The sequence below is a fragment of the Cobetia sp. MB87 genome (genome assembly GCF_011319755.1).
Classification (GTDB): domain Bacteria; phylum Pseudomonadota; class Gammaproteobacteria; order Pseudomonadales; family Halomonadaceae; genus Cobetia.
In genome coordinates, this window is the sequence record NZ_VFBC01000007.1 from 160,758 (window position 1) to 187,687 (window position 26,930).

Genomic DNA, 26,930 nt, shown 5'->3' on the forward strand with positions numbered 1-26,930 from the left:
CTGAGGCGCCCACCCGCACCAAGGCCGCAAGCGGTGCCCGCAAGAGCGCGCGCGCCGCCATGGGGCCTGCCCGCTATCGCATCATGCTCTTCATCGTGCTGGCCGGGCTTGTCGCTCTGGTCGGCCGCATCGGCTATCTCCAGCTCTTCGATCAGCAGTTCCTGCAGGATCAGGGGGACGCACGCACCCTGCGTGTCGACAGCATCAATGCTCACCGCGGCATGATCACCGATCGCACCGGTGAGCCTCTGGCGATCTCCACGCCGGTCATCACCCTGTGGGCCGACCCGCGCAAGGTGCCCGACGACCCCGTGCGGCTGTCATTGCTGGCGCGTGCGCTGGGTCAGCAGCCGGATGATCTGATCGCACGCGTCCGCCGCTATCGTGATGCCGGCAAGGGCTTCATGTACATCAAGCGCCAGATGACCCCACCGCAGGCCCAGCCTGCCATCGACCTCGATATTCCGGGCGTCAGCCACAAGCAGGAATACAAGCGCTATTACCCCTCCGGAGAAGTCTCCGCCCAGTTGATCGGCGTGACCAACGTCGATGACAAGGGACAGGAAGGGCTTGAGCTTGCCTACAATTCCTACCTTTCCGGGACGCCGGGCAAGCGACGCGTGCTCAAGGATCGCAAGGGGCGCCTGGTGCGCGACCTGCATCTGATCAGCGAAGCCAAGCCCGGCGGCGACCTGACACTTTCCATCGACCTGCGTCTGCAATACATGGCCTACCGCGAACTCAAGGCGGCCGTGGCGGAGCACCGTGCCGATGGCGGCACCCTGGTGATGATGGATGCCCGCACCGGCGAAGTGCTGGCGATGGTGAATCAGAAGTCCTATAACCCGAACAACCGCGCCGGGCTTGATCCCGCCGGGCTGCGTAACCGCGCGATCACCGATGCCTTCGAGCCCGGCTCGGTGATGAAGCCGCTGTCGATGAGCGCCGGCCTGGCCTCCAACAAGTATCAGCCTGACTCGGTGATCGATACCACGCCGGGTTACATGCGGGTCGACCAGTTCACCATTCGTGACTTCCGCAACTACGGCAAGCTCGACATGGCGGGCATTCTCTACCACTCCTCGAATATCGGCATGAGCCGCATGGCGCTGAGTCTCGAGGATGATGCGGTCTGGAATCGCTACTATGAGCTGGGCCTCGGCCAGGCGCCGGGTACCGGCTTCCCTGGCGAGACGACCGGCGTGCTGCCGCCGCCGACCAACTGGTCGCGCAGCAAGCGGGCCTCCATCTCCTACGGTTACGGTATCAGCGTCTCGGCGCTGCAGCTGGCCAGCGCCTATACCGCGCTCGCCAATGATGGCCGACGTGTGCCGCCGTCGCTGCTCAAGGTCAAGACGCCGCCGGTCGGAGACCAGGTGATCTCCCCGGACAACGCGCACGCCCTGCTCGGCATGATGGAGAAGATCGTGCAGCCCAATGGGCCTGCCAAGCGGGCGGTGGTCGAAGGCTATCGTATCGCCGGCAAGACGGGCACCGTGCGCAAGGTGACGGCCGGTGGTTATCAGAAGACCGCGTATCGTTCGTTGTTCGCGGGTGTGGCACCGGTGTCTGATCCGCGTATCGTGACCGTGGTGATGATCGAGAACCCCAAGGGGGAAGAATATTACGGCGGTCTGGTGGCGGCGCCCGTGTTCGGGCGCGTGGTGGGCAAGGCATTGCGCCTGCTGGATGTGCCGCCGGACAGCAAGGTCGGTGAGTAACGCTTTTCATGTGGCACGGTCGTCGGCCTCGGGCGGGCGACTGCGTCTTTTTTCTCATGTAGTGAATACGTTCCGGGACATCGGGAACAAGGAAGGTCTTCCGACATGACTTCACCGCACGATTCCAGGCGCCTGGGCGAGTTTCTGGCGCGCCCGTTGGCCACGGCGACAGACATGCTGGCAGCATTGCTGGCGCTGTGGCCAGGCGCCCTCAATGACGATTGGCGTGCACGGCTTGCCGCGCGCGATGACTGGCACCTGACGATCGACAGTCGCAATGCCGCGCAGGGCTCCCTCTTCATTGCCATTCCCGGCATCGCCAGCGATGGCCGCGACTATATCGCCGCGGCGCTCGAGGGCGGGGCCGAACTGGTGCTGGCCGAAAGACCCGCAGACGGGGATGCACGTCTGGCACTGCATTCAGGCGATGCCAGAGTCGTCTGGCTCGAGAATCTGGGCGAGCAGCTCGGTGAGCTGGGGCGCCAGGCCTTCCGCGTGCCCGAGTCGCTGATGCTGGTCGGGGTGACGGGCACCAATGGCAAGTCTTCCGTCACCCATTACATCGCCGAGCTGGCCGAAGCGATGGGCACGCCCGCCGGCATGATCGGCACGCTCGGCATCGGGCGCCCCGGCGCCCTGGTGGCAGGCGAGCGCACCACGCCCGACGCCCTGGCCGTGCAGGCGGCGCTCAAGGGCCTGAGCCTTGTTGGTGCCGAGCTGATCGCGATGGAAGTCTCTTCCCATGCGCTGGACCAAGGGCGCGTCAATGGCTGTCGTTTCACCGTCGCGGGCTATACCAATCTTTCGCGAGACCACCTCGACTATCACGGCAGCATGGCGGCCTATGCGGCGGCCAAGGCAAAGCTGTTCAAGCGCCCCGAACTCAAGCTTGCGGTGCTCAATGCCGATGATGCGCTGGCGCGTCTGATGCTGGCCGGCATGCAGCGCGGCGTGCGCGTGCTGGCGATGGGGCGTGATGACGTCGCGACCCTGCGCGTGCTGGATGTCTTCCCCGAGCCGCTGGGCCAGGTTGCCGTGATCGCGACGCCGGATGGCGAGCGTGAGCTGGGCCTCAATCTGATGGGGCGCTTCAATCTCGACAATGCCTTGCTGGCAATGCTGATCCTGCATGGCCTCGACTATTCGTTCGAGGGGCTGTTTGCCGCCGCGCCGCGTCTGACGCCGGTACCGGGGCGCATGCAGCGCCTGAGTCGTGATGGCGCGCCGGTGGTGGTGGTCGACTACGCCCACACGCCGGAGGCCGTCGAGACGGCGCTGACCGCGCTGCGCGCTCACCTGCCGGCGCGGGATGATGCGCGCTTGTGGTGTGTGCTCGGCTGTGGTGGCGATCGCGACAGCGGCAAGCGCCCGCTGATGGCCACGGCCGCCGAACAGGGCGCCGACCGCGTCGTGATCACCGATGACAATCCGCGTACCGAGGATGCGGCTGCCATCCGTCAGCAGATGATGACCGGCATCCATGCCCGCGAGCGTGTGCTGGATATCGCCGAGCGTGGTGAGGCCATTGCCCAGGTCATCCGCGATGCCGGCGAGCATGATGTCATCCTGATCGCCGGCAAGGGGCACGAGGATTATCAGGAAATCGACGGCCAGCGACTGCCGTTTTCCGATGTGGCCCATGCGATCGCGGCACTGGAGCGCCGCGAGCTCTCGATGCTGGAAGGTCAGGAGCGTGACGCATGAGTGCGCCTGAACAGCCCGTCGGTCTGAGCACCTTCGAGGAACTGGCCGTGGTGCTCGGCGCGCAGTTGCCACAGGCATTGTACGGTCAGACGCTGGGTGCCATCGAGACGGATACCCGCAAGCTTGGCGAGCAGGCTGCACCGCTGTTCGTGGCGCTGAAGGGTGAGCGCTTCGATGCCCATGACTTCCTCGCCCAGGCTCGCGCCAATGGCGCCGTCGCGGCGCTGGTCGAGCGAGCAGTGGATGATCCGCTGCCGCAGATCGTCGTCGCGGATACCCGTCTGGCTTTCGGGCTGCTGGCGGCGGCGCGTCGGCGTGCCTGGGGGAGGCCGCTGATCGCGGTGACCGGCAACAGTGGCAAGACCAGCGTCAAGGGCCTGGTGCATGCCATCCTTGTGCGGGATGCCGCGCGTTTCGAGGCTGAAAGCCTCGCCAATCACGGCAACCTCAACAACGATTTCGGTCTGCCGATGACGTTGCTGCGCTTGAGCAATGCCCACCAGCACGGCGTGGTCGAGCTGGGCGCCAATCATCTCGGTGAGATCGCCTGGACGACGGCCCTGGCGCGCCCACAAGTGGCGGTGATCACCAATGTCACCGGCGCCCATGTCGGCGAGTTCGGCGGCATGGGGCAGATCGCCCAGGCCAAGGGTGAGATTCTGGCGGGCCTTAGTCCGTTGGGGGGGCGACGTCCGGTCGCGGTACTCAACCGTGATGACGCCTACTTCTCGCTATGGCAGGCACTGGCCGCGACTGGTCAGGCGGTCGATGTCATCGACTTCAGCGTTGCGGATGGCGCTGCGGATGATGGTGACCGCCCGGCACGCCTGCAGGCGCGTGAGCTAGGCGCGGATGAACTCGGGCGTTATGCTTTCGAACTGACGTTTGATGGCCGCTCGCTCGGCCGTGTCCAGCTGGCGTTGCTGGGGCGTCACAACGTGGCCAATGCGCTGGCGGCTGCCGCGGCGTGCCTGGCACTGGGCATCGACAGTGATCTGGTGATCGCCGGGCTCGAGAGTGCCGAGAGCGTACCTGGCAGGCTGGGCGTCGTGGCGGGCATCAACGGTTCGCGTCTACTGGATGACAGCTACAACGCCAACCCCGGCGCCATGCTGGCGGCGCTGGATCTGCTGGCGACACTGCCTGCGCCGCGCTGGTGCCTGATGGGCGCCATGGGCGAACTCGGAGCAGACGCCGAACGTCTGCATGCCGAGGTGGGCGATTACGCCCGCAAGCTGGGCATAGATTTCATTGCCACCTGCGGCGAGGGCGCTCAGGCGACTGCCGAGGCCTTCGGGGCCGGTGGCAAGCACTTTATCGAGCGGGCGGAACTTGAAGCTTACGCCCGTAACCATCTACCCACCGGGGCCAGTGTTCTGGTCAAGGGGTCTCGCAGCGCTGGCATGGAGAATGTCGTTGCCGCGCTCAAGGTCGACGCATCAAGGTGAATGTGAGTCATGCTGCTGCTGCTTGCTGAGTTTCTGGCCCAATTCAATGGCGCCTTCACGGTTTTCAATTATCTGACCCTGCGCGTGGTATTGGCCACGTTGACGGCACTGTTGCTGTGTCTGTGGCTGGGTCCCTGGGTCATACGCAAGCTCGTCGATGGCCAGATCGGCCAGGCCGTTCGCGACGATGGTCCCAAGTCTCACCTTTCCAAGGCCGGTACGCCGACCATGGGCGGCGTGATGATCCTGCTGTCGATGGCCGTCTCCACCCTGCTGTGGGGCGATCTGACCAACCTGTATGTCTGGGTGGTCCTGGCTGTCACGCTGGGCTTCGGTGCCGTCGGCTGGGTCGATGATTACCGCAAGGTGGTGGAAAAGAATCCGCGTGGCCTGCCGGCGCGCTGGAAGTACTTCTGGCAGTCGGTGGTGGGCATCGGCGCCGCCGTGGTGCTGTACCTGACGGCGAGCACGCCGGCCGAGACGGGTCTGCTGGTGCCGTTCTTCAAGGACGTCGTCATCCCGCTGGGCGTGTTCTACATGGTGCTGACCTACTTCGTGATCGTCGGCAGCTCCAATGCGGTCAACCTGACCGATGGCCTCGATGGTCTGGCGATCATGCCGACCGTGCTGGTCGCCATGGGCCTGGCCATCTTCGCCTACGCCTCTGGCAACCTGAAGTTCGCCGAGTATCTGCATATTCCATTCATCGCCGGCTCCGGTGAGCTGGCGGTGTTCTGCGCCACCATCGCGGGTGCCGGCCTCGGTTTCCTGTGGTTCAACACCTATCCCGCCCAGGTCTTCATGGGCGATGTGGGCGCGCTGGCACTCGGCGCGGCACTGGGGGTCGTGGCGGTCATCGTGCGTCAGGAAATCGTGCTGTTCATCATGGGCGGCGTCTTCGTGATGGAAACCGTCTCGGTGATCCTGCAGGTCGGTTCCTACAAGCTGACCGGGCGACGCATCTTCCGCATGGCGCCACTGCATCACCACTTCGAGCTGAAAGGCTGGCCGGAGCCGCGCGTCATCGTGCGCTTCTGGATCATCACCGTCGTGCTGGTGCTGCTTGGCCTGGCCACACTCAAGGTTCGCTGAGGACGCATTCGCGATGACCCTCTCTGTCACCTCCCGAGCATCGGCCTCGCCGGTGCCTGCCAAAGGACCGACCCTGGTGGTCGGTCTTGGCGTCTCCGGACAGGCGATCGCTCGCCATCTGAGTGATCGCGGCATCGACTTTGCCGTCGCCGATACTCGTAGCGCACCGCCGGGCCTCGAGAGCCTGCGCGAGCATGCGCCGCAGGCCGAGGTGCATCTCGGCCCACTGGAAGCGCTGGATCTGTCACGCTTCGGCGAGGTGGTGCTCAGTCCGGGCATCGACCCGCGTCAGGCGGTATTCGATGGGGTTCGCGAGCGGCTGGTCGGCGAGATCGCACTCTTCGTGCGCGCGCTGGACGAGCGTCAGGCCCGCGACGCGCAGGGCAAGCGGCCCACGCTGGTCGCGATCACCGGCTCGAACGCCAAATCCACCGTGACCACACTGATCGCGCAGATGGCCGCGCGTGCCGGCCGTGACGTGGCGGTCGGTGGCAATCTGGGCACTGCCGCGCTGACATTGTTGCGTGAGCAGCCTGATGCCGAGCTCTACGTGCTAGAGCTGTCCTCCTTCCAGCTCGAGACCACGCCTGAACTCAAGGCCGATGTGGCCTGTTTCCTGAATCTCTCCGAAGATCATCTCGATCGCCACGATGGCATGCGCGGCTATCAGGCCGCCAAGCGCGGCATCTTCCGCGGCGCAGGCCTTGCGGTCATCAATGCCGATGACGCCTGGAGCTGGCCGGCCGAGGGTGATGCGGTGGCGCGAGTCAGCTTCAGCGTTCAGCTCGATGAGTCAGCTGATGAGTCGACCGATGAGGCTGCCGGGCAGGCACAATGGCGCCTGGCGGAGCAGGGCGGCACGCTGTCGCTGTGTCATGTCGAGTCTGGCCAGCTGCGCGGCGTGATGCCTGCTGCGGAGGTGCGACTGGCCGGTCGCCATAACCAGGCCAATGCGCTGGCGGCACTCGCGATGGGTACCGCGATCGGCCTCGACGAGACGGCGATGGTCGATGAACTAGCCAGCTTCGCAGGGCTGCCGCATCGCGGCGAGCTGATCGCCGAGGTGGCGGGCGTGCGCTGGATCAATGATTCCAAGGGCACCAATGTCGGGGCGACGCTGGCGGCGATCGCCGGTCTCGGCCCGACGCTCGAGGGCAGGCTGATATTGCTGGCCGGCGGCCAGGGCAAGGGCGCGGACTTCACGCCGCTGGCGGCGCCACTGGCCCGTTACGCCCGTGAGGCGGTGGTGTTCGGACAGGATGCGCCGTCATTGACGCAAGCCCTGGCCGATGACGTCACCGTGACGCCAGTCATGACGCTGTTGGAGGCCATGCGTCATGCACGACAGATCGCACAGGCGGGGGACTGCGTGCTGCTGTCACCGGCCTGCGCCAGTCTCGATCAGTTCCCCAATTACATGACGCGCGGCGACGCGTTCCGTGACTGGGTCACCCAGCACATCATGACCGGTGCTGACGGCAATTCTGGCTCTGGCAGCAGCGACAAGGAAGCCTGTGATGCGTAACAAGGCCCGGCGAGTCCATGACACCTTGACGGCAGAGCGTCAGCCCGTCGACGGCTGGCTGCTGTTCTGCGCGCTGGCGATCCTGTGTATCGGCTGGGTGATGGTGACGTCTGCCTCCAGCGAGATATCGAGCGAGCGCTTCGATGGCAATGCCTTCTACTACAGCATGCGCCACGGCATCTTCATCGTGATCGGCCTGGTGGCCGCCTTCTGTACGCTGCGCGTGCCGATGTCCGCCTGGCAGCAGCGCAGCTTCGCGATGTTGATGCTGGGCTTCGTGCTGCTGGTGGTCGTGTTGGTGGTCGGACGCGAGATCAACGGCGCCAAGCGCTGGATACCGCTGCCATTGGTCGGCGGGGTGCAGGCCTCCGAGATCGCCAAGCTGTGCCTGATGATCTGGCTGGCCGGCTATCTGGACCGCCGCCTCGACAAGGTGCGCGCCAGCGTCGTCAACGGCCTCATTCTGCCCTGTGTCCCCTTGTTGCTGATGATCGTGCTGCTGGCACTGGAGCCTGACTTTGGCTCCATCGTGGTGATGGGCGGTGCCGTGATGGGCATGCTGCTGATGGCGGGTGTCGCCTGGTGGGGCTTCATCGTCTTGCTGGGCCTGGCGGGCGGCGGTGGTTGGCTGTTGGCGATCGCCGAGCCCTATCGCTGGGAGCGTCTGACCACCTATACCGACCCGTGGGCCAACATGTATGACAGTGGCTATCAGCTGACCCAGGCGTTGATCGCCTTCGGTCGTGGCCACCTGAGTGGCATGGGGCTGGGCAACAGCGTGCAGAAGCTGTTCTATCTGCCGGAAGCGCATACCGATTTCGTGTTTGCCGTGCTGGCCGAAGAGCTGGGCTTGATCGGGGCGACGGCCGTGGTGGCGCTGTTTGGACTGCTGATCTACCGCGCCTTCAAGATCGGTCGCCGCGCTGAACTCGCCGGCTTGCCGTTCAGCGCCTACCTCGGCTACGGTATCGCCCTCGTGCTGGGGGCGCAGGCCTTCATCAACATCGGTGTGGCCAGCGGACTGCTTCCCACCAAGGGGCTGACCCTGCCCTTGATGAGTTATGGCGGCTCCAGTCTGATCGTCAGTTGCGTGCAGATCGCGATACTGCTGCGTATCGATGCCGAGACCCGCAAGCTGACCCGTACCCCGACAGGAAATGCCGCCGCGCCCCGGCGCAAGGCCAAGAAGCCGACCGAGACACCGCAAGGAGCACAGGCATGACGTCATCTTCTTCTACCATCGCTCCCGAGGGAGCGGTTGACTCGGTAGACCCTGTCTCCAGGGGCGTCGTGCTGATGATGGCCGGCGGGACGGGAGGGCATGTGATTCCGGCGCTGTCGCTGGCACGTGCCCTCGCGGCGGCCGGTCACGAGATCCATTGGTTGGGCAGCCCGCGCGGCATCGAGAATCGCCTGGTGCCTGACGCCGGCTACCCGCTGCATCGGGTCGAGGTTGCGGGCCTGCGTGGCAAGGGGCTGGCGGGCTATGCGGCAATTCCGTTTCGTCTGACCCGCGCTGTACTGCAGGCGCGACGCATCATCCGTGAACTCAAGCCGGTGCTGGTGGTAGGCCTCGGTGGCTTCGCCAGTGGTCCGGGCGGGCTCGCGGCGCGCCTTGAAGGCATTCCGCTGGTCATCCATGAGCAGAATGCCATCGCGGGGCTGACCAACAAGGTGCTGGCGCGAATGGCGGCGCGTGTCTACGCCGCCTTCCCGGGTGCCTTCCCGTCGGCCCTCGGAGCTCAGGTGGTGGGCAATCCGGTGCGCGATGAGATCGCCGATGTCGGTGCCGCGGGGCATGCGTCCGAGTCTGCTGTCGAGGCGGCAGGCGAGTCGCGTGCCTTGCATCTGCTGGTGATGGGCGGCTCGCTGGGCGCTCAGGCGCTCAACGAGACGCTCGCGCCGGCGTTGGCCCTGCTGCCGGAAGCCTCGCGTCCCGTGGTGCGCCATCAGGCCGGACGTGACAAGCAGGAGGCGACCCTCGCCGCCTATCAGGCCGCCGGTGTCACGGCTGAGGTCAGCGAGTTCATCGGTGACATGGCCGAGGCCTATGCCTGGGCAGACCTCGTGGTCTGTCGCGCCGGTGCCCTGACCGTAGCCGAGCTGGCCGCGGCAGGTCGGCCTGCGGTGCTGGTGCCGTTCCCCCACGCCGTGGATGACCACCAGACCGTCAATGCCGCGGTATTGGTCAAGGCGGATGCCGCGCGTCTGATTCCCCAGAATACGTTGACTGCCGAGCGCCTCGCCGAGACGCTGGCAGAATTGCTCGACCCCAAGATACTCACTGGCATGGCCGCTCGCGCTCGCAATAGTGCGGAACTCGATGCGGTAGCGACCATGCTGGCAGGCTGCATGGAGACTCGCCTTGAACGCTAGCAATTCTGATCGCGGTGCAGGTATGCGCCGCATCCGTCGTATCCACTTCGTCGGCATCGGCGGTGTGGGCATGTGTGGTATCGCCGAAGTACTGGGCAACATGGGCTATGAGGTCAGCGGCAGTGATCTCAGGGAATCCGCCGTCACGGCGCATCTGCGTGAGTGCGGCGTGCGTGTCGCCATCGGTCATGCGGCCATCAATGCTGAAGGCTCGGATGTGGTCGTGGTCTCGACTGCGGTGGACACCACCAACCCGGAAGTGGCCTGGGCGCGGGAGCATCGTATCCCTGTCGTGCGTCGTGCGGAGATGCTCGCCGAGCTGATGCGCTTCCGCCAAGGCATCGCGATTGCCGGTACTCACGGCAAGACCACCACCACCAGCCTGACCGCGACCCTGCTCGCGGAAGGTGGCATGGACCCGACCTTCGTCATCGGCGGCAAGCTGACCAGCGCGGGCACCAATGCCCGTCTGGGCGAGGGCGAGTATCTGGTCGCCGAGGCGGACGAGTCCGATGCCTCCTTCCTGCACCTTCAGCCGTTGATCTCGGTGGTGACCAACGTCGATGCCGATCACATGGCCACCTATGAGGGCGACTTCAATCGCCTCAAGGACACCTTCATCGAATTCCTGCACAACCTGCCGTTCTACGGTCTGGCGGTGCTGTGTATCGATGATGCCAACGTGCGTGAGCTGCTGCCGCGAGTTCAGCGTCAGTTCGTGACCTACGGCTTCAGCGACGATGCCGATTACCGCATCAGCGATTTCCGCCAGGGAGGCGGTCAGCTAAGCTTCACGGCGCTGCGTCCGGAAGGCCATGCACCGCTCGAGATCACCCTGGCGATGCCCGGTGAGCACAACGCGCTCAACGCCCTGGCGGCGATCGCCATCGCCACCGATGTCGGCGTCAGCGATGAGGCCATCGCCCGCGCGCTGGCAAGCTTTGCCGGTGTCGGTCGTCGCTTCCAGGTGCACGGAGAATTCGCGGCACCCAATGGCGAGCAGAGCGTGATGCTGGTGGACGACTATGGCCACCACCCGCGCGAAGTGGAGATGGTGATTCGCGCCGTGCGCGCCGGCTGGCCGCAGCGCCGTCTGGTGATGGCCTACCAGCCGCACCGTTATTCGCGCACCCATGATCTCTATGAAGACTTCGTGCGTGTGCTGTCCGAAGTCGACACCCTGTTGCTGCTGGATGTCTACAGCGCCGGGGAAGCGATGATTCCGGGCGCCGATGGCCGCTCGCTGGCGGGCTCGATCCGTCAGCGCGGTCAGGTGGACCCGCTGTTCGTCGAGCACAAGCGTGCCTTGCCGGACTTGCTCAAGAACGTGCTGCGTCCGGGCGATATCCTGATCACCCAGGGGGCGGGCGATGTCGGTGGCATTGCGCTGGCACTGGCGGGGGCCGACCTCAAGCTTGACGAGGTGACGCTATGACCGTCTCTTCCTCCCCCTCCGGATCGACAGGCGTGAATCCTGAACTGGCCACGCGCTATGGACGTGTCGTGGTGCTGTTCGGTGGTCTGAGCGCCGAGCGCGAGGTGTCGCTCAAGAGTGGTGCGGCGGTGCTGGCCGCCCTGCAGGGCGCAGGCGTCGATGTGCAGGGCTATGACATGGCGCATGGGCTGGCCGGTCTCGAGGCATTGCGCCCAGACCGTGTCTTCATCGCCATGCACGGTCGCGGCGGCGAAGATGGCACCTTGCAGGGGGCGCTGGAGTTGCTGGGCATCCCCTACACCGGCAGCGGCGTGCTGGCCTCTGCACTGGGCATGGACAAGCTGCGCACCAAGAAGCTCTGGGATATCGAAGGCTTGCCGACGCCACGCTCCTGTCGCCTGGCGGCGAACACGGACTGGCAGTCAGTGCTCGAGACGCTCGGGACACCGGTGGTGGTCAAGCCGGTGCATGAGGGGTCGACACTCGGCATCCATATCGTCGAGGACGCACAGGCGCTCCAGGATGCCTGGACGGATGCCAGCCGCTTCGATGCGGTGGTGATGGCCGAGCGTTTCATCAAGGGGCCGGAATACACGGTGTCGGTATTGGACGGCGAGGTCCTGCCGGCCATTCGTATCGAAGCCGACAGCGGATTCTATGATTACGACGCCAAATACATCGCCAATACCACGCGCTACCTGCTGCCTTGTGGTCTGAGCGCTGCGCGCGAGGCGGAACTGGCCGAGATCTCGCTCAAGGCCTTCAACGTGCTGGGGTGCGAGGGCTGGGGCCGTGTCGATGTGATGGAAGATGCGGATGGCGTCTTCTGGCTGCTTGAGGTCAATACCTCGCCGGGGATGACGGATCACAGCCTGGTGCCGCAATCCGCGGCGCATGTCGGGCTCGATTTCGCCACCCTGGTGCTGCGTATTCTTGACACGACTCTCGCCGAGCGGGACGCAAACGATGCGTCAGTCGCTCAGCAGAGTGGTCATTGATCGATGGCGGCGCGTAGCACTACCGGCGCAATCTTCGGCCTCGTTCTCGGTCTTGCGCTGCTGGTCGCGGGCGGACAGGCATTGTGGACCTGGCTTGACCGTCCCATTGAGCGAGTCACCATCAAGGGTGACTTCGATCATGTCAGTGCTGCCTACCTTCAGCGCCATATCGCGCCGTTGATTCGTGGTCAGAGCTGGCTCTCCGTCCCATTGGGTGAGGTTCGGCGTCGCGCGTTGGCGATCGATTGGCTGAGTGAAGTCAGCATTTCGCGTCGCTGGCCGGATACACTCGAATTCGAGCTGTTTGAACAGCAGCCGGTGGCCTACTGGAATGATGGCGAATTGCTCAATGTGCGTGGTGATGCCTTCCAGGCGGGGCCGGTCACGCAGCTGGGCAATCTGCCCAATCTGGCGGGGCCCGAGGGCAGTGGATCCGAGGTGCTGGCCGAGCTTGACGCGTTGCAGAGCCAGTTGGGCGGGCTGGGGCTCAATGTCTCCCAGTTGAGATTGGAGCCGCGCGGCGCCTGGCGCTTTCAGGTCAATGATTCGGTGTGGGTGATGCTGGGGCGCAATGATCGAGAGGCGCGTCTGGCGCGTTTCATGGCGGCCTGGCAGCGGCGTCTGGGTGATGAGGCGTCGCAGATCCGCTACATTGATCTGCGTTACCCCAACGGAGTGGCAGTGGCGTGGCATGGGGAGACGACGGCACTCGAAGAAGGCAAGGACAGTTGAAGCAAATGGCGACACTCACTACATGCTTCATTTGCGTGTGAGTATTAGCAAAATGGCGATATCGCCAGTTTCATTTGTCGTCAATCCCGCCTATTCTAGCGGGGATTTGCGCCCCTCGGTATTTTAGGCTGGTATGCCCCAAGTGGCTGCTCCTATACTGGGAAGTCAAATCCCTCTGTACGGGTTAAACGGAACGTAAACCCGTTCTGGGTGGTGCGGCAGACATGTTGTCTGTCAAAGCGCGCAATTATTTTCATGATGAACCAGAATCAAGGAGCTGGCCCGACCTATGGCAGGACATTCCAAATCACAGGATATGGTGGTCGGGCTGGACATCGGAACCTCCAAGGTAGTCGCGATCGTGGGTCAGCCGACCGATGATGGCGGTATCGAAATTGCGGGAATTGGCTCCCACCCTTCACGTGGCATGAAGAAGGGTGTGGTGATCAACATCGAATCGACCGTACAGTCGATTCAGCGCGCAGTGGAGGAGGCTGAGCTGATGGCCGGCTGCGATATCCACTCGGTATATGTGGGCATCGCCGGCAGTCATATCAGTTCGATGAATTCCGATGGTGTCGTGGCGATCAAGGATCGCGAAGTGACGCCGTCTGATATCGAACGCGTGATCGACTCGGCACGCGCTCGAGCGATTTCTGAAGGTCAGCGCATTCTTCACGTGCTGCCGCAGGAATATGCCATTGACCGTCAGGAAGGTATTCGCGAGCCATTGGGCATGTCCGGGGTGCGCCTTGAGGCGCGCGTTCACCTGGTCACTGCCGCACTGAATGCCGTGCAGAATATCGAGAAGTGCGTGCGTCGCTGCGGGCTCGAAGTCGACGACATCATTCTCGAGCAGCTCGCCTCGAGTCATGCGGTTCTGACCGAGGATGAGCGTGAATTGGGTGTGTGCATGGTGGATATCGGCGGTGGTACCACGGATATCGCCGTCTTCACCGAAGGTGCCATTCGTCATACGGCTGTGATCCCCATCGCGGGTGATCAGGTCACGAATGACATCGCCATGGCGCTGCGCACACCGACGCAATATGCAGAGGAAATCAAGGTCAAGTATGCCTGTGCCCTGACCCAGCTGGCCTCCAGCGACGAGACGATCAAGGTGCCGAGTGTCGGTGACCGACCGGCACGTGATCTGTCCCGTCAAGCGTTGGCTGAAGTGGTCGAGCCCAGGTATGAGGAACTGTTCACCCTGGTCCGCGATGAGTTGCGTCGCAGTGGCTATGAAGATCTCGTGGCTGCGGGCGTGGTTCTGACGGGTGGAACGTCACGCATGGAAGGTGTCGTTGAGCTGGCGGAGGAGATCTTCCACATGCCGGTTCGCATCGCTTGCCCGCAAAATGTGCGTGGACTGGCGGATGTGGTCCGCAATCCGATTTATTCCACGGGTGTGGGTTTGCTACATTATGGGATGAAACAGGAGCGGCACACGCCATCGTCGACGACCGTCGCGGTGCGCAGAGAGGAATCTGCCGCGCGACGCGTTCACGGCCAAGAGCACGACACCTCCACGCTGGAGCGGATCAAGGGCTGGTTCAAGGGAAATTTCTGACAGGGATTACAGAAAGACTGTGATCCAGGAGACAGGGCATATGTTCGAACTGGTAGATAACGCACCCTCCAGCAGCGCGGTCATCAAGGTGATCGGTGTTGGCGGCGGCGGTGGTAACGCCGTCAATCACATGGTCGAGAGCAATATCGAAGGCGTCGAGTTCATCTGCGCCAACACCGATGCTCAGGCGCTCAAGCGCGTGGCCGCCAAGACTGTCCTGCAGCTGGGCAGTGAAATCACCAAGGGGCTTGGCGCTGGCGCCAACCCGGAAGTGGGCCGCCAGGCCGCGATGGAAGACCGTGAGCGTATCGTCGAGCTGCTGCAAGGCGCCGACATGGTCTTCATCACGGCTGGCATGGGGGGTGGTACCGGTACCGGCGGTGCTCCTGTCGTGGCGCAGGTCGCCAAGGAACTGGGCATCCTGACCGTGGCCGTCGTCACGCGTCCGTTCCCGTTCGAAGGGCCGCGTCGTCAGAAGGCGGCAGAGCAGGGCATGAAGGAGCTCTCCGAGCACGTCGACTCCCTGATCACCATCCCCAACGAGAAGCTGCTGTCTGTGCTTGGCAAGAGCGCTAGCCTGCTGAGTGCCTTCAGCGCCGCCAACGACGTGTTGCTGGGTGCCGTGCAGGGGATCGCGGAGCTGATCACCAGCCCGGGCATCATCAACGTCGATTTCGCCGACGTGCGCACTGTCATGTCCGAGATGGGCATGGCGATGATGGGTACCGGTGACGCCATCGGTGAGAACCGTGCTCGTGAAGCCGCCGAGAAGGCCATTCGCAGCCCGCTGCTCGAAGACATCGATCTGCACGGCGCGCGCGGTATCCTGGTCAACATCACGGCGGGCCCGGACCTCTCCATCGGTGAATTCAACGATGTGGGTGCCACCGTGCAGGAGTTCGCTTCTCCGGACGCCACCATCGTGGTCGGGACATCCATCGATATGGACATGACCGACGAGCTGCGTGTCACTGTCGTGGCGGCAGGTCTCGACGGTCGCGTCGAGAAGCCAGCGGCGCGTGAAACGGCACCGGCCAAGCGTACCGTCGAGAAGCCGGCGGACTACCGCAGCCTGCAGACGCCGACGGTCACCCGTCAGGCCAAGGAAGAGCAGGAAGCGGCAGCCAAGAAGTCGGAGCCGCGCAAGTCGCGTGATATGGATGACTATCTCGATATCCCGGCCTTCCTGCGTCGCCAGGCTGACTGATGCGCACTGACTGACATGTCATTGACGCTCATGTGCCAGTCGGCATAAGTCTGAGATGACACGGCTCATCGTGAGTCTGACTTCACCCACCCGGGGCTTCCCGGGTGGGTGAAGTCGTTTCCGGGGCAGACAAAAAGGGCCTTTCGCTGCTGGTGCGGGGCGCTGCCTGTGCGTCGCGGGTGCATCCGCCAGTGCTGTGGGTGCGTAAGGAGGAGAGGCCTTCAAGCTGTCTTGCACATTGATTATCGTTTTATGGCAGTGCGAGTGAGAACTGTTTGGTGATTGCGTGTTCATACTCAGCATGAGGCCAGCAGGCGCGCGGATCAGCCTCAATGGTGCTCGAAAGGCAATGTTGAATTTCCCTAACAGCGGCAGGTGACAATTTGTTGAATTCCTGCATTGCTGTTATCATGAACACTGTTTCCAAATTCAGGCTGACTGGCTATCTCCCTATGATTCGACAAAAAACACTCCAGAATACGATCCGCGCCACAGGCGTTGGTCTGCACTCAGGTGACAAGGTTTACCTGACGCTGCGTCCTGCTCCGGTCAATACCGGCATCGTCTTCATCCGCACCGATCTCGAGCCGCAGGCTCATATCCGTGCCGATGCGATGAGCGTCCGTGACACTACCATGTGCACCGCCGTTTCCAACGGTGAAGCCAAGGTGACGACCGTCGAGCACCTGATGTCCGCCTTCGCTGGTCTGGGCATCGACAATTGCTTCGTCGAGCTGTCCGCGCCGGAAGTGCCGATCATGGATGGCAGCGCGGGTCCGTTCGTCTTCCTGATCCAGTCCGCTGGTATTCAGGAGCAGTCGTCGCTCAAGAAGTTCATCCGCATCAAGCGCGAGATCGAAGTGCGTGATGGTGACAAGGTTGCGACCTTCCTGCCGCACAACGGCTTCAAGGTATCCTTCGCCATCGACTTCGATCACCCGGTGTTCGAGCAGCAGAAGCAGACCACCACGGTCGACTTCTCTACTACCTCCTTCGTCAAGGAAGTATCGCGCGCGCGCACCTTCGGTTTCATGCGTGATCTCGAGTTCCTGCGCTCCCAGAACCTCGCGCTGGGCGGAAGCCTCGACAACGCCATCGTCGTCGATGACTATCGCATCCTCAACGATGAAGGCCTGCGTTACGACGATGAGTTCGTCAAGCACAAGGTGCTGGACGCCATCGGTGACCTCTATCAGCTGGGTCACAGCATCATTGGTGAGTTCCGTGGCTACAAGTCCGGTCATGGCCTCAACAACATGCTGTGCCGCGCGCTGCTGGAAAATGCCGACAGCTATGAGATCGTCACCTTCGAGAACTCCGATGCGATGCCGATTTCCTATGCTTCTCCGGCGCTTGCCGTCTGAGTCGAGGTCAATGACATCCTCGAAAGCTGCAAGACGAGGTATTTCAGAAGAAAAGCACTCAGAGAGACAGTACGAGCAGAACACTGTGACCTAGCCCGTCCAGCCTGACAGCCCTGCTCCGGCCTTAGCCAGCCGGAGATGGAAACGACAACAGCCGCGCCGCCCTTCCGGGCGGCGCGGCTGTTTGCATGCAAGACAAGCAATGTGTGAGTTGGCTCAGGGCGTCTCGGTGTCGTCGCTCGAATCCGATGCGTGAGCTGCCAGTCGCTCCAAGGCGAGGCGCAGACGGTCGTCCCGGGTATGTGAGGCGCAATCCAGCAGGTGTTCCGCGGCAGCTTCTGGGAGGTGGCGTGGTTGGCGTGCGGGCACGAAGGCCGGGCGGATCGGGCGGACCTTGAAGGCCAGGCGCGCGAGGGTGGCGAGTTCTGGAAGCTCGCGCAGCACACTGATCAGGCGGCGCTGCTCATAGCGCAGCCAGGTCAGCCAGGAGGCGCGGCTAGTGATCAACGTCAAGGTGTCATCGTGATAGCCGCCGACGAAGACCTGTTCCTGCATGTCTTTGGGCAGTGCAGCACGCAGGTGCAACTGGGCCTGCTCGAGCATGCGCGCCTGGCGCATGACGTTGCCAAGTTGCCCCTTGCCGTTCAACAGGCGCGCCGCGGGCTGGGCGCGGAAACGCTTAGCCTTTATACTCATGGGCTTGCATGCCGGTTCAGTGATTTCCGGCAATCTATCATGAGCGGGAGTCCGGCAACAGCATGAGCCCTGTCGATGCCACAGCACGCCCTCGTGCGTTACCGGATTCCGGTAGCGGCGCTTCGCGTCGCTGGACGGTACGCACGGCGCCGCGCTGGCTGCTGGCAGGCCTGCTGCTCAGCTGTCTGTTCCCCGCTGGACTGAGCGCGGCTCAGGTTGAGCGTGTCAATCTGACGCTGGCCAGCATCCAGTTGCTGGCACCCGCGGTGATTCGTGCCGAAAGTCGTCGCCAGGGGCTGCGCTGCCTGCGCAAGCGGGTGCGTCGTGTGCCCCAGGCCAGTCCCAACCTCCCACGCCAACGCTCCTTCGTCTCCTGCACGCGCGTCCTGCTGCGTGGCCTCGTCAATGCCATCGCGCCGCGTGCGCCGCCCATTCTGTCCTGACACCCCCGTTCATCGTTCGCGCCGCGGATGATGAGGTTCGTTTTCTCTTTCGAGCGTAATGCCTGATGGGCCTCGGGCCACATCGAGCTGCCTGTCATCGCATTTGGCGGCAGCGCTTGAGTGTCATGACATGTGAAGGCGTGACCCGTCCACGGGTCACGTACAAGGACAGAATATGCTGGGTAAATTCCTGACCAAGGTAGTGGGTTCCAAGAACGATCGCGAAGTGAAGCGCCTGCGCAAGCGGGTCAACGCGATCAATGCGCTCGAGAGCGAGCTTGAGCCGCTCTCCGATGAGGCGCTGACAGCCAAGACCGCGGAATTCCGCGAGCGTCTCGCGCAAGGGGAAAATCTCGACAAGCTGCTGCCGGAAGCCTTTGCAACCGTGCGTGAGGCCAGCAAGCGCATCATGGGCATGCGTCACTTCGATACCCAGATGGTCGGCGGCATGGCGCTGCACGAAGGCCGCATCGCCGAGATGAAGACCGGTGAGGGCAAGACGCTGGTGGGAACACTGGCGGTCTATCTGAACGCACTGACAGGCGAAGGCGTCCACGTGGTGACGGTCAACGACTATCTGGCCACCCGTGACGCCAACTGGATGCGTCCGCTGTATGAATTCCTCGGCCTGAGTGTCGGTGTCATCTACTCCGGCCAGCCCAACGAAGACAAGCGCGCCGCCTATCAGGCCGATATCACCTACGGCACCAACAACGAATACGGTTTCGATTACCTGCGCGACAACATGGCCTTCTCGCTGGAAGACAAGGTCCAGCGCAAGCTGCACTTCGCCATCATCGATGAGGTCGACTCCATTTTGATCGATGAGGCGCGCACGCCGCTGATCATCTCCGGTCCGGTGGAAGAGAATACCGACCTCTACAAGATCATCGATCGCATGGCACGCGAGCTCGAGCAGTGCAGCGATGAGGAAGATCCGGAAAGCGGCGACTTCACCCTCGACGAGAAGCAGAAGCAGGTCGAGCTGACCGAGTTCGGCCACCAGAAGGTCGAGGCGCTGTTGCGTGCCCAGGAGCTGCTCGGGGAAGAGGATTCCCTGTATGCGGCCCAGAACCTGAGCCTGCTGCACCATGTGCACTCTGCGCTGCGTGCCCAGAACCTGTTCGTGCGTGACGTGGATTACATCGTCAACAACGGCGAAGTGGTCATCGTCGATGAGCACACCGGGCGTACCATGGTCGGTCGTCGCTGGTCCGAAGGTCTGCACCAGGCGGTCGAGGCCAAGGAAGGCGTTGCCATCCAGAAGGAAAGCCAGACGCTGGCATCCACGACCTTCCAGAATTACTTCCGTCTCTACGACAAGCTGTCCGGCATGACCGGTACGGCCGATACCGAGGCCTTCGAATTCCGTCAGATCTACAACCTCGACGTGATGGTCATCCCGACCAACAAGCCCATCGCGCGCAAGGACATGAATGATCTGGTCTACCTGACCGCGGAAGAGAAGTTCAACGCCATCATCGAGGATGCCCGCGAGAAGGTCGCGGAAGGCCGTCCGGTGCTGGTGGGTACCGCCTCGGTCGAGACCTCCGAGCTGCTGTCGCAGATGATGCACAAGGCGGGTGTCAAGCATCACGTCCTGAACGCCAAGCAGCACGTCAGCGAGGCTGCCATCATCGCCCAGGCGGGCCGTCCGGGTGCCGTGACCATCGCGACCAACATGGCCGGTCGTGGTACCGACATCATGCTGGGTGGCAACTGGGAAGCTGAGCTGGCCGCGCTGGAAGCGCCGACCGAAGAGCAGATCAACGAGATCAAGCATGGCTGGCAGGAGCGTCACGAAGCGGTGCTGGCGGCGGGCGGCCTGCACGTGATCGGCTCCGAGCGTCACGAGTCACGCCGTATCGACAACCAGCTGCGCGGACGTGCCGGTCGCCAGGGTGACCCGGGCTCCACGCGCTTCTTCCTGTCGCTTGAAGACAGTCTGATGCGCCTGTTCGGTTCTGATCGCGTGCAGCGTCTGATGGGGGCGCTGGGGCTCGAGAAGGGCGAAGCCATCGAGCACAAGATGGTCTCCAATGCCGTCGAGCGCGCGCAGAAGAAGGTCGAGGGTCGCAACTTCGACGTGCGCAAGCAGCTGCTTGAGTACGATGATGTGGCCAATGACCAGCGCAGCGTGATCTACGAGCAGCGCAACGACATCCTCGAAGCCGACGAGATCGCCGAAAACATCGCCGGCATCCGTCGTGAAGTGCTCGATGACGCCATCTCCCTGCGTGTACCGCCTCAGAGCCTGCCGGAACAGTGGGATCTGCCGAGCCTCGAGAACGACCTCAAGACCGATTTCAATCTCGACCTGCCGCTGGTGCAGTGGGCGGAAGAGGACGAGCACTTCCATGAGGAAACCCTGCGTGAACGCCTGCAGGACGCCCATGAAGCGCTTTATGCCGAGAAGGTCGAGGCCGTTGGCCCTGAGCTGATGCGCCGCTTCGAGAAGCAGGTCATGCTTCAGGTGCTGGACACGCGCTGGAAGGAGCACCTGCAGGCCATGGACAACCTGCGTCGCGGTATCCATCTGCGCGGTTATGCCCAGAAGAATCCGAAGCAGGAATACAAGCGCGAAGCGTTCGAGCAGTTCCAGACACTGCTGGTCAACATCAAGTCCGATGTGGTGCGCATTCTCAGCCACGTGCAGGTGCGTCGCCAGGAAGAGGTCGACACGCTGGAAGAAGAGCGTCGTGCCAATCTCGAGCGCGAGCAGGCCAGTGCCGAAACGCGCCGTGTCGATGAAGATGCGGTCAGTGAAGACGGTGTCCAGGCGGCCGAAGAGGTTGTCGAGGCACAGTACGGTTCGCAGCCTCAAGGTCAGGCCGATGGCGAGCCGATGCGCCGCGATGTGCCCAAGGTCGGCCGCAACGACCCGTGCCCGTGCGGTTCCGGCAAGAAATACAAGCAGTGCCACGGCAAGCTGAGCTGACACTGCGCCAAACAGCCTCCCTGCGCGTCACGTCGATTCGGCTCGCAGGGGGCAGTTGTCACAGAACACCATGATTGGAGACGTGAGCGATGGCGGTAGGGCCTTCCACTTTTCCCGCTGATATGCCGGCGATTGCCGGCTTTCAGATCGGGGTTGCTGAAGCCGGTATCAAGAAGCCGGGTCGTCGTGATCTGGTGATCATGGCCCTCGAGGCAGGGTCGCGTCTTGCAGGCACTTTTACCCGCAACGCCTTCTGCGCGGCGCCGGTCCATGTCGCACGTGAGCACCTCACGGCAGGCGTCGAAGGACCGCGTTATCTGGTGATCAACACCGGTAATGCCAATGCGGGAACCGGCGAGCAGGGCATGACCGATGCTCGCGCGACCTGCCAGGCCCTGGCGGAGATCGCCGGCTGTGATGCCCGGGCAGTGCTGCCGTTCTCGACCGGCGTGATCGGTGAACCGCTGCCGATGGGTCGCCTGACAGCGGCGTTGCCGACAGCCTTTGCCAACCTGGGTGAGGGCGACTGGTCTGCCGCGGCGCATGGCATCATGACCACCGATACGCGGCCCAAGGGCAGCTGGCGGACGCTTGCGCTGAGCAATGGCGAGAGCGTGACGCTGGCGGGTGTCTCCAAGGGCTCCGGCATGATCTGTCCGAACATGGCGACCATGCTGGGATTCGTGGCCACCGATGCTGATCTCGCCATCGATCAGGCGGCTCTCGACGCCATGCTGCGCCGGGTGGTGGTCAAGAGCTTCAACAGCATCACCGTCGATTCCGATACCTCCACCAATGACGCCTGCATGCTAGCTGTCACGGGGCAGGCCGGGCGTGTCGAGGGTGAAGACCTGATCGCGTTCGAGGCCGCTCTGGCGGAGGTCATGCTGGAGCTGGCTCAGGCCATCATTCGTGATGGCGAGGGGGCGACCAAGTTCGTCACCATCGAGGTCAGCGAGGCGCGTTCACAGGAAGAGGCACGTGCCGTCGGCTTTACCGTCGCGCACTCGCCGCTGGTCAAGACAGCCCTCTATGCCAGCGACGCCAACTGGGGGCGCATTCTGGCGGCCGTCGGACGTGCGCCGCTGGAAGAGCTGGACGTCACGGGTGTCGCGATCACGCTCAATGACGTCACCATCGTCGAACAGGGCGGCCGTGCCGACAGCTATACCGAAGCCGCCGGCAGTGCCGCCATGGCCGAGGAAGAGCTGGTGATTGGCATCCGCTTGGGACGTGGACAGCAGGAAGCTCGCATCTGGACATCGGATCTGTCCCACGATTACGTCTCGATCAACGCTGATTATCGTAGCTGACGCCCGAGGGCGAAGGCTTACGCTGAAACGGTAATGCAATATCTCCCGCAGGCTTCGCCTCTCGAGGCGGAGTCGGATGTACAACGCGAGTCAAAGGTACAGGCATCATGCCGAAGCGAAGGGTTCACGTGGCGGCTGCCGCCATCTTAAACGAACAGGGCCAGGTCCTGATTGCACGTCGTCCCTCGACGGTGGATCAGGGTGGCTTGTGGGAGTTTCCGGGTGGCAAGCTGGCGCCTTACGAAACCGGTCTGGAAGCGCTCAAGCGTGAGCTGTGCGAAGAGCTGGGCATCGAGATCATTCGTGCTCAGCCGCTGATCCGTATTCATCACGAATACCCGGACAAGCACATCCTGCTGGATGTGTGGGAAACGCGTCAGTTCACTGGCGAGCCCTTTGGTCGTGAAGGGCAGGCAGTGCGCTGGGTCGAGATCGAGGATCTCTACAAGTACGCCTTCCCCGCGGCGAATCTGCCGATTCTGCGGGCGGTCTCGCTGCCGCGCGAGTATCTGATCACGCCAGAAGAAGCTGATGAAAACGTCTTCGAGACACGTCTGACGCGTGCACTGGATGAAGACGGCGTGCGGCTGGTCCAGCTGCGCGCCAAGGAGCTGGATGAGGCGGCCTATATCGCGCGTGCCGAGAAGGCACTGGCGATCTGTCATGCGCGTGGTGCTCGTCTGCTGCTCAACGCCGAACCGTCCATGCTCGACAAGGTCGATGCGGATGGTATCCACCTGACCAGCGTGCGTCTGGCAGAGTTGGCGGAAAAGGGCGAGCGCCCGATTGCCGCCAACAAGTGGCTGTCTGCCTCCACCCACGATCAGCAGCAGCTGGATCAGGCGGGCCGTGTGGGATGTGACTTCGTGTCACTGTCGCCGCTGCGTGTGACGCCGTCGCATCCGGAGCGTCCGCCGCTGGGCTGGCATGACTTCCAGGGGCTGGTCGAACAGGCGTGCATGCCGGTCTATGCGCTGGGTGGCATGTCTCGCTATGACAGCGATCACGCACGTGCCGTCGGTGCGCAGGGTATCGCATCGATCCGTGATTTCTGGAAATGATGATCGCGCGTTGATGGCAGTTGTCTGAACAAAAAAGACCCACGAGGCTAGCCTCGTGGGTCTTTTTTATGCCCAGCGTCTTGAGTGTCTAGCGCTGCATCAGTCTGAACCAGCAGGGCTTTCTCGAGCGCTACTGCTGATGCATGTCGCGCTCCATGCGCGCCACCATCTCGTCGATGCTGGTCTCATCCATGGCAGGCTCACCGGCGATGCTGTGGGATTCGTCAGCCCAGGCACCGAGGTCCAGCAGTTGGCAGCGTTTGCTGCAGAAGGGGCGAAACTCGCTGGCGGCACTCCATACCACGTCGGTACGGCATTGCGGGCAAGCGACGGTCAATGGTGTTTTGCCATTGTGGGAAGCGGTGGCATCAGACATGAGGGGTGTCCTGAAACGGTGTATGGGGAGCGCTCAGTGATCGATAATAGGCATCCATGGCCGCTACCTGTTCACGAAGATGCGCTTGGCTTCCGTCATTGTCGATGACATCGTCGGCCTTGGCCAGTCGTGTCTCGCGTGGTAGCTGGGCGGCGAGGATGGCGCGTACCTGCGCTTCGCTGACACCATCGCGACTCAGCGTGCGCGCCAGCTGGATATCCTGGCTGACATCCACCACCAGGGTGCGTGAGACGAGGCTGTCCTGCCCGGACTCGAACAGCAGGGGAGAGACCAGCAGGCGATAGGGGCTGGTCATGGCCGCGAGATGCTCGACGATCCGCTCCCGGATACGCGGATGGGTGCAGCGCTCCAGCCATTGGCGCTCCTCGGGGGCAGCAAAGATCCGCTCGCGCAGTGCGGAGCGGTCAAGCTCGCCCTGCGCCGTGACGATCGACTCGCCGAAGTGGGCGATGATCTCGGCCAAAGCGGTTTCTCCGGGGCGCACGATCTCGCGCGAGACATCATCGGCATCCACCCACTGGATGCCCAACTCGCCGAACAGTCGCGCGACGCTCGACTTGCCGCTGCCGATGCCGCCGGTGACCCCGATGATAGGGCCTTGGGTTGGAGAGGACGTCGTCATGCGCCGATCACGCTCAGGTAGAGGCTCATCAAGGGCGTGCCAAACAGCAGAGCAATCCAGCCGGCAACCGCCAGGTAAGGGCCGAAGGGCATCGGGGCGCCACGCAGACGCGGTACCAGCAGTTGCAGCAGGATGCCCAGAACGGCCCCGAGACCGGCGGACAGAATCAGCAACAACGGCAACCACTGCCAGCCGAGCCATGCACCCAGCGCGGCGAGCAGCTTGAAGTCACCGTAGCCCATGCCTTCCTTGCCGGTGATCAGCTTGAATAGCCAGTAGAAGCTCCACAGCACCAGATAGCCCGCCATCGCGCCGATGACGGCACTGGGTAGCATCAGAGGCTGGAACAACAACTGATAGGCGAGGCCTGCCCACAGTAGTGGCAGGGTGATGGCATCTGGCAGCAGCTGGGTACGGAAGTCGATGACTGACAGCACCAGCAGAGTCAGGCAGGCACCGAAGATCCACAGGCTCTGTGCCTCCAGGCCGTAAATCAAGGCGATGGACGCGCCGAGCGCGCCACCGGCCAGTTCCACCAGCGGATACTGGGCGCTGATACGCGTATTGCAGCTGGCGCAGCGGCCACGCCGTTTCAGCCAGCCGAGGATGGGGAGGTTGTCGTGCCACTTGATCGGCGTGTCACAGCCCGGGCAGCGTGATGCGGGCACCAGCAGATTGAAGCGCGGTGTGTCTTCGGCTTCCAGCTCCAATGCCTCGCGGGCCTCGGCGCGCCATTGGCGCATCATCATCACGGGCAGGCGAGTGATGACGACATTCAGAAAGCTGCCTACCATCAAACCGAATATACCGGCCAGGCAGGCCTGCAGAGTGGGAGAGAGTTGGGCGAGTGATTCCACGAGTCTTCCTTGTCAGTAAATGACATGGCCGCGCCCCAAAAGTGGCGCGGCCATGTCTCCAAAAATAAACTTTGTTTAATGGTTATATAACATTACCCATTTCAAAGATAGGTAGATACATAGAGACGACCAAGCCGCCGACAAGAGTACCTAATACCACGATGATAAAGGGTTCCAGCAATGAGGTCAGCGCATCTACCTTATTGTCGACGTCTTCTTCGTAGAAATCCGCCACCTTGTTGAGCATGGCATCCAGTGAACCGGATTCCTCGCCAATCGCCACCATCTGTACCGCCAGTGTCGGGAACAATTGCGTATTGCGCATAGCAAAATTCAGCTGCTGTCCGGTAGAAACATCTTCCTTGATCTGGGCGATCGCGCGCTCATAGACCTTGCTTCCAGTGGCACCCGCTGCTGTATCAAGTGATTCAATCAGTGGCACACCGGCCTGAAATGTGGTTGCCAATGTTCGTGAATAGCGAGCAACGGACGATTTGTCCAGGATGTCACCGAGTACGGGCACCTTGAGCATGAAGCGATGCATGGCATACGCAAATTTATCTGAGCGCTTCATTGCTTGTGCAATCAAGATGCCAGTCAATATCACTGCTCCTAAAGCTACATACCAGTAACTTTGGGCATATTCGGACATGGTTATAGTCAACTGAGTAAAGGCAGGTAATTCGGCACCGAAGCCATTGAAAAGAGTCTCAAACTGCGGGACTACTTTTATCAATAGAATAGCAGTCACACCAAAGCCAACACATATTACAGCGGCTGGGTAATAAAGGGCCTTCTTTACTCGTGCCTTGAGAGAATCAATTTTTTCTTTATAGGTAGCAACACGGTCAAGCATCTTGTCCAATGCACCCGCTTGCTCACCTGCTGCAACCAGGTTTGTAAATAAACTATCAAAATGCTGAGGGTGTTTTCGCAAGGCTTCCGAAAAGCTGGCACCTGCTCCCACCTGATTCATCATGTCTTCGACCAGATGACGCATGCCCGGGCTTTTCATGCTCTCGGCCACGATGCCAAATGCCTGGAGTACCGGTACGCCAGCACGGATCATGGTCGCCATCTGACGGGCGAACATGGTGACATCCTTGCCGCTGACCTTTTTGCTGCCGCCAAACAGGGAGGACTTCTGGCGCAGGCGCTTGACTACGATTCCCTGGCTGGTCAGCGTGTTCTTGACCTGATCGACATTGGCCGACATCAGCTCGCCCTTGACGTTTTCGCCGCGCGAGTTCTTGCCCGACCATTGCCAGATTTCTATGCCAGCTTTTTTCTGGTCTTTTTTGGCAGTTCTGGGAGTTGCCATGTCAGTTATCGTTCCCTGATAAATGGGGAGCAGGCATTGAAGGTCGAGCCATGATCAATGCCTGGGTCATCTTGTCTTCAATGTGCCTGATGACTGAGCAAAAGTCAGCT

The 26,930-nt window shown here is 62.5% G+C and carries 22 protein-coding genes; 17 read left to right on the forward strand and 5 right to left on the reverse strand.

Translation table 11 applies throughout. From position 1 onward, the window contains the following. The first annotated feature begins 59 nt into the window (after positions 1–59). From CDPAHKCJ_RS06790 to lpxC, 13 genes are all read left to right on the forward strand, one after another. Positions 60–1,721, forward strand: coding sequence for a penicillin-binding protein 2 (locus CDPAHKCJ_RS06790; protein ID WP_166019561.1), 1,662 nt, complete (start codon positions 60–62; stop codon positions 1,719–1,721). Positions 1,722–1,826: 105 nt separating this feature from the next. Continuing rightward, the gene (locus tag CDPAHKCJ_RS06795; RefSeq protein ID WP_240916689.1) at positions 1,827–3,425 is read left to right on the forward strand and encodes a UDP-N-acetylmuramoyl-L-alanyl-D-glutamate--2,6-diaminopimelate ligase; all 1,599 of its coding nucleotides are present in this window, start codon (positions 1,827–1,829) and stop codon (positions 3,423–3,425) included. Beyond that, positions 3,422–4,873, forward strand: a complete 1,452-nt coding sequence (gene murF / locus CDPAHKCJ_RS06800) for a UDP-N-acetylmuramoyl-tripeptide--D-alanyl-D-alanine ligase (protein ID WP_166019185.1) — start codon at positions 3,422–3,424, stop codon at positions 4,871–4,873. The genes CDPAHKCJ_RS06795 and murF overlap by 4 nt, the downstream gene beginning before the upstream one ends. A gap of 9 nt (positions 4,874–4,882) precedes the next feature. After that, positions 4,883–5,965: a phospho-N-acetylmuramoyl-pentapeptide-transferase gene (gene mraY, locus CDPAHKCJ_RS06805; protein WP_043332504.1), complete on the forward strand. Its 1,083-nt coding sequence runs from the start codon at positions 4,883–4,885 to the stop codon at positions 5,963–5,965. Positions 5,966–5,978: 13 nt separating this feature from the next. Next, positions 5,979–7,490: a UDP-N-acetylmuramoyl-L-alanine--D-glutamate ligase gene (gene murD, locus CDPAHKCJ_RS06810; RefSeq protein ID WP_166019186.1), complete on the forward strand. Its 1,512-nt coding sequence runs from the start codon at positions 5,979–5,981 to the stop codon at positions 7,488–7,490. After that, positions 7,483–8,712 (forward strand): putative lipid II flippase FtsW, encoded by a 1,230-nt coding sequence (gene ftsW, locus CDPAHKCJ_RS06815; protein ID WP_052384394.1) that lies wholly within the window; start codon positions 7,483–7,485, stop codon positions 8,710–8,712. Before murD ends, ftsW begins: the two co-directional genes overlap by 8 nt. 77 nt (positions 8,713–8,789) lie before the next feature. After that, the gene (gene murG, locus CDPAHKCJ_RS06820) at positions 8,790–9,866 is read left to right on the forward strand and encodes an undecaprenyldiphospho-muramoylpentapeptide beta-N-acetylglucosaminyltransferase (protein ID WP_166019563.1); all 1,077 of its coding nucleotides are present in this window, start codon (positions 8,790–8,792) and stop codon (positions 9,864–9,866) included. Positions 9,867–9,888: 22 nt separating this feature from the next. After that, positions 9,889–11,301 (forward strand): UDP-N-acetylmuramate--L-alanine ligase, encoded by a 1,413-nt coding sequence (murC, locus tag CDPAHKCJ_RS06825; RefSeq protein WP_166019564.1) that lies wholly within the window; start codon positions 9,889–9,891, stop codon positions 11,299–11,301. Further along, positions 11,298–12,299 carry a D-alanine--D-alanine ligase gene (locus CDPAHKCJ_RS06830; RefSeq protein ID WP_166019187.1) on the forward strand — a complete coding sequence of 334 codons (1,002 nt, stop codon included), beginning with the start codon at positions 11,298–11,300 and terminating at the stop codon, positions 12,297–12,299. Before murC ends, CDPAHKCJ_RS06830 begins: the two co-directional genes overlap by 4 nt. A 3-nt stretch (positions 12,300–12,302) precedes the next feature. Then, positions 12,303–13,031: a cell division protein FtsQ/DivIB gene (locus CDPAHKCJ_RS06835; protein ID WP_166019188.1), complete on the forward strand. Its 729-nt coding sequence runs from the start codon at positions 12,303–12,305 to the stop codon at positions 13,029–13,031. Between the two features lie 289 nt (positions 13,032–13,320). Further along, positions 13,321–14,601: a cell division protein FtsA gene (gene ftsA / locus CDPAHKCJ_RS06840; RefSeq protein WP_043332496.1), complete on the forward strand. Its 1,281-nt coding sequence runs from the start codon at positions 13,321–13,323 to the stop codon at positions 14,599–14,601. A gap of 40 nt (positions 14,602–14,641) precedes the next feature. After that, positions 14,642–15,808, forward strand: coding sequence for a cell division protein FtsZ (gene ftsZ, locus CDPAHKCJ_RS06845; RefSeq protein ID WP_043332494.1), 1,167 nt, complete (start codon positions 14,642–14,644; stop codon positions 15,806–15,808). Between the two features lie 452 nt (positions 15,809–16,260). Further along, positions 16,261–17,172 carry a UDP-3-O-acyl-N-acetylglucosamine deacetylase gene (gene lpxC / locus CDPAHKCJ_RS06850; RefSeq protein WP_054555085.1) on the forward strand — a complete coding sequence of 304 codons (912 nt, stop codon included), beginning with the start codon at positions 16,261–16,263 and terminating at the stop codon, positions 17,170–17,172. A 216-nt stretch (positions 17,173–17,388) separates the two neighbouring features. On the opposite strand, the gene CDPAHKCJ_RS06855 is transcribed toward lpxC, so the two are convergent. Further along, positions 17,389–17,868 (reverse strand): DciA family protein, encoded by a 480-nt coding sequence (locus CDPAHKCJ_RS06855; protein ID WP_166019189.1) that lies wholly within the window; start codon positions 17,866–17,868, stop codon positions 17,389–17,391. 62 nt (positions 17,869–17,930) lie between these two features. Between CDPAHKCJ_RS06855 and CDPAHKCJ_RS06860 the strand changes: the two genes are divergently transcribed. The 4 genes from CDPAHKCJ_RS06860 to CDPAHKCJ_RS06875 all read left to right on the forward strand — a co-directional run bounded on the left by CDPAHKCJ_RS06860 (position 17,931) and on the right by CDPAHKCJ_RS06875 (position 23,623). After that, on the forward strand, positions 17,931–18,311 hold the full coding sequence (locus CDPAHKCJ_RS06860) for a hypothetical protein (protein WP_166019190.1): 381 nt from the start codon (positions 17,931–17,933) through the stop codon (positions 18,309–18,311). 175 nt (positions 18,312–18,486) lie between these two features. Next, the gene (gene secA, locus CDPAHKCJ_RS06865; RefSeq protein ID WP_166019191.1) at positions 18,487–21,249 is read left to right on the forward strand and encodes a preprotein translocase subunit SecA; all 2,763 of its coding nucleotides are present in this window, start codon (positions 18,487–18,489) and stop codon (positions 21,247–21,249) included. Between the two features lie 89 nt (positions 21,250–21,338). Further along, entirely contained in the window at positions 21,339–22,562 is a 1,224-nt protein-coding gene (gene argJ, locus CDPAHKCJ_RS06870) for a bifunctional glutamate N-acetyltransferase/amino-acid acetyltransferase ArgJ (protein WP_166019192.1), read from the forward strand. Positions 22,563–22,669: 107 nt separating this feature from the next. Then, a complete protein-coding gene (locus tag CDPAHKCJ_RS06875) occupies positions 22,670–23,623 on the forward strand; it encodes a Nudix family hydrolase (protein WP_166019193.1) in 954 nt (317 codons plus the stop codon). Positions 23,624–23,753: 130 nt separating this feature from the next. On the opposite strand, the gene yacG is transcribed toward CDPAHKCJ_RS06875, so the two are convergent. The 4 genes from yacG to CDPAHKCJ_RS06895 form a co-directional block, all read right to left on the reverse strand. Continuing rightward, complete coding sequence (gene yacG, locus CDPAHKCJ_RS06880) at positions 23,754–23,999, reverse strand: DNA gyrase inhibitor YacG (protein WP_043332481.1); 246 nt, start codon at positions 23,997–23,999, stop codon at positions 23,754–23,756. Then, on the reverse strand, positions 23,992–24,642 hold the full coding sequence (gene coaE, locus CDPAHKCJ_RS06885) for a dephospho-CoA kinase (RefSeq protein WP_166019194.1): 651 nt from the start codon (positions 24,640–24,642) through the stop codon (positions 23,992–23,994). The genes yacG and coaE overlap by 8 nt, the downstream gene beginning before the upstream one ends. Beyond that, the gene (locus CDPAHKCJ_RS06890; RefSeq protein WP_166019565.1) at positions 24,639–25,436 is read right to left on the reverse strand and encodes an A24 family peptidase; all 798 of its coding nucleotides are present in this window, start codon (positions 25,434–25,436) and stop codon (positions 24,639–24,641) included. The genes coaE and CDPAHKCJ_RS06890 overlap by 4 nt, the downstream gene beginning before the upstream one ends. A gap of 145 nt (positions 25,437–25,581) precedes the next feature. Then, positions 25,582–26,820 carry a type II secretion system F family protein gene (locus CDPAHKCJ_RS06895; RefSeq protein WP_166019195.1) on the reverse strand — a complete coding sequence of 413 codons (1,239 nt, stop codon included), beginning with the start codon at positions 26,818–26,820 and terminating at the stop codon, positions 25,582–25,584. Positions 26,821–26,930: the final 110 nt, after the last annotated feature.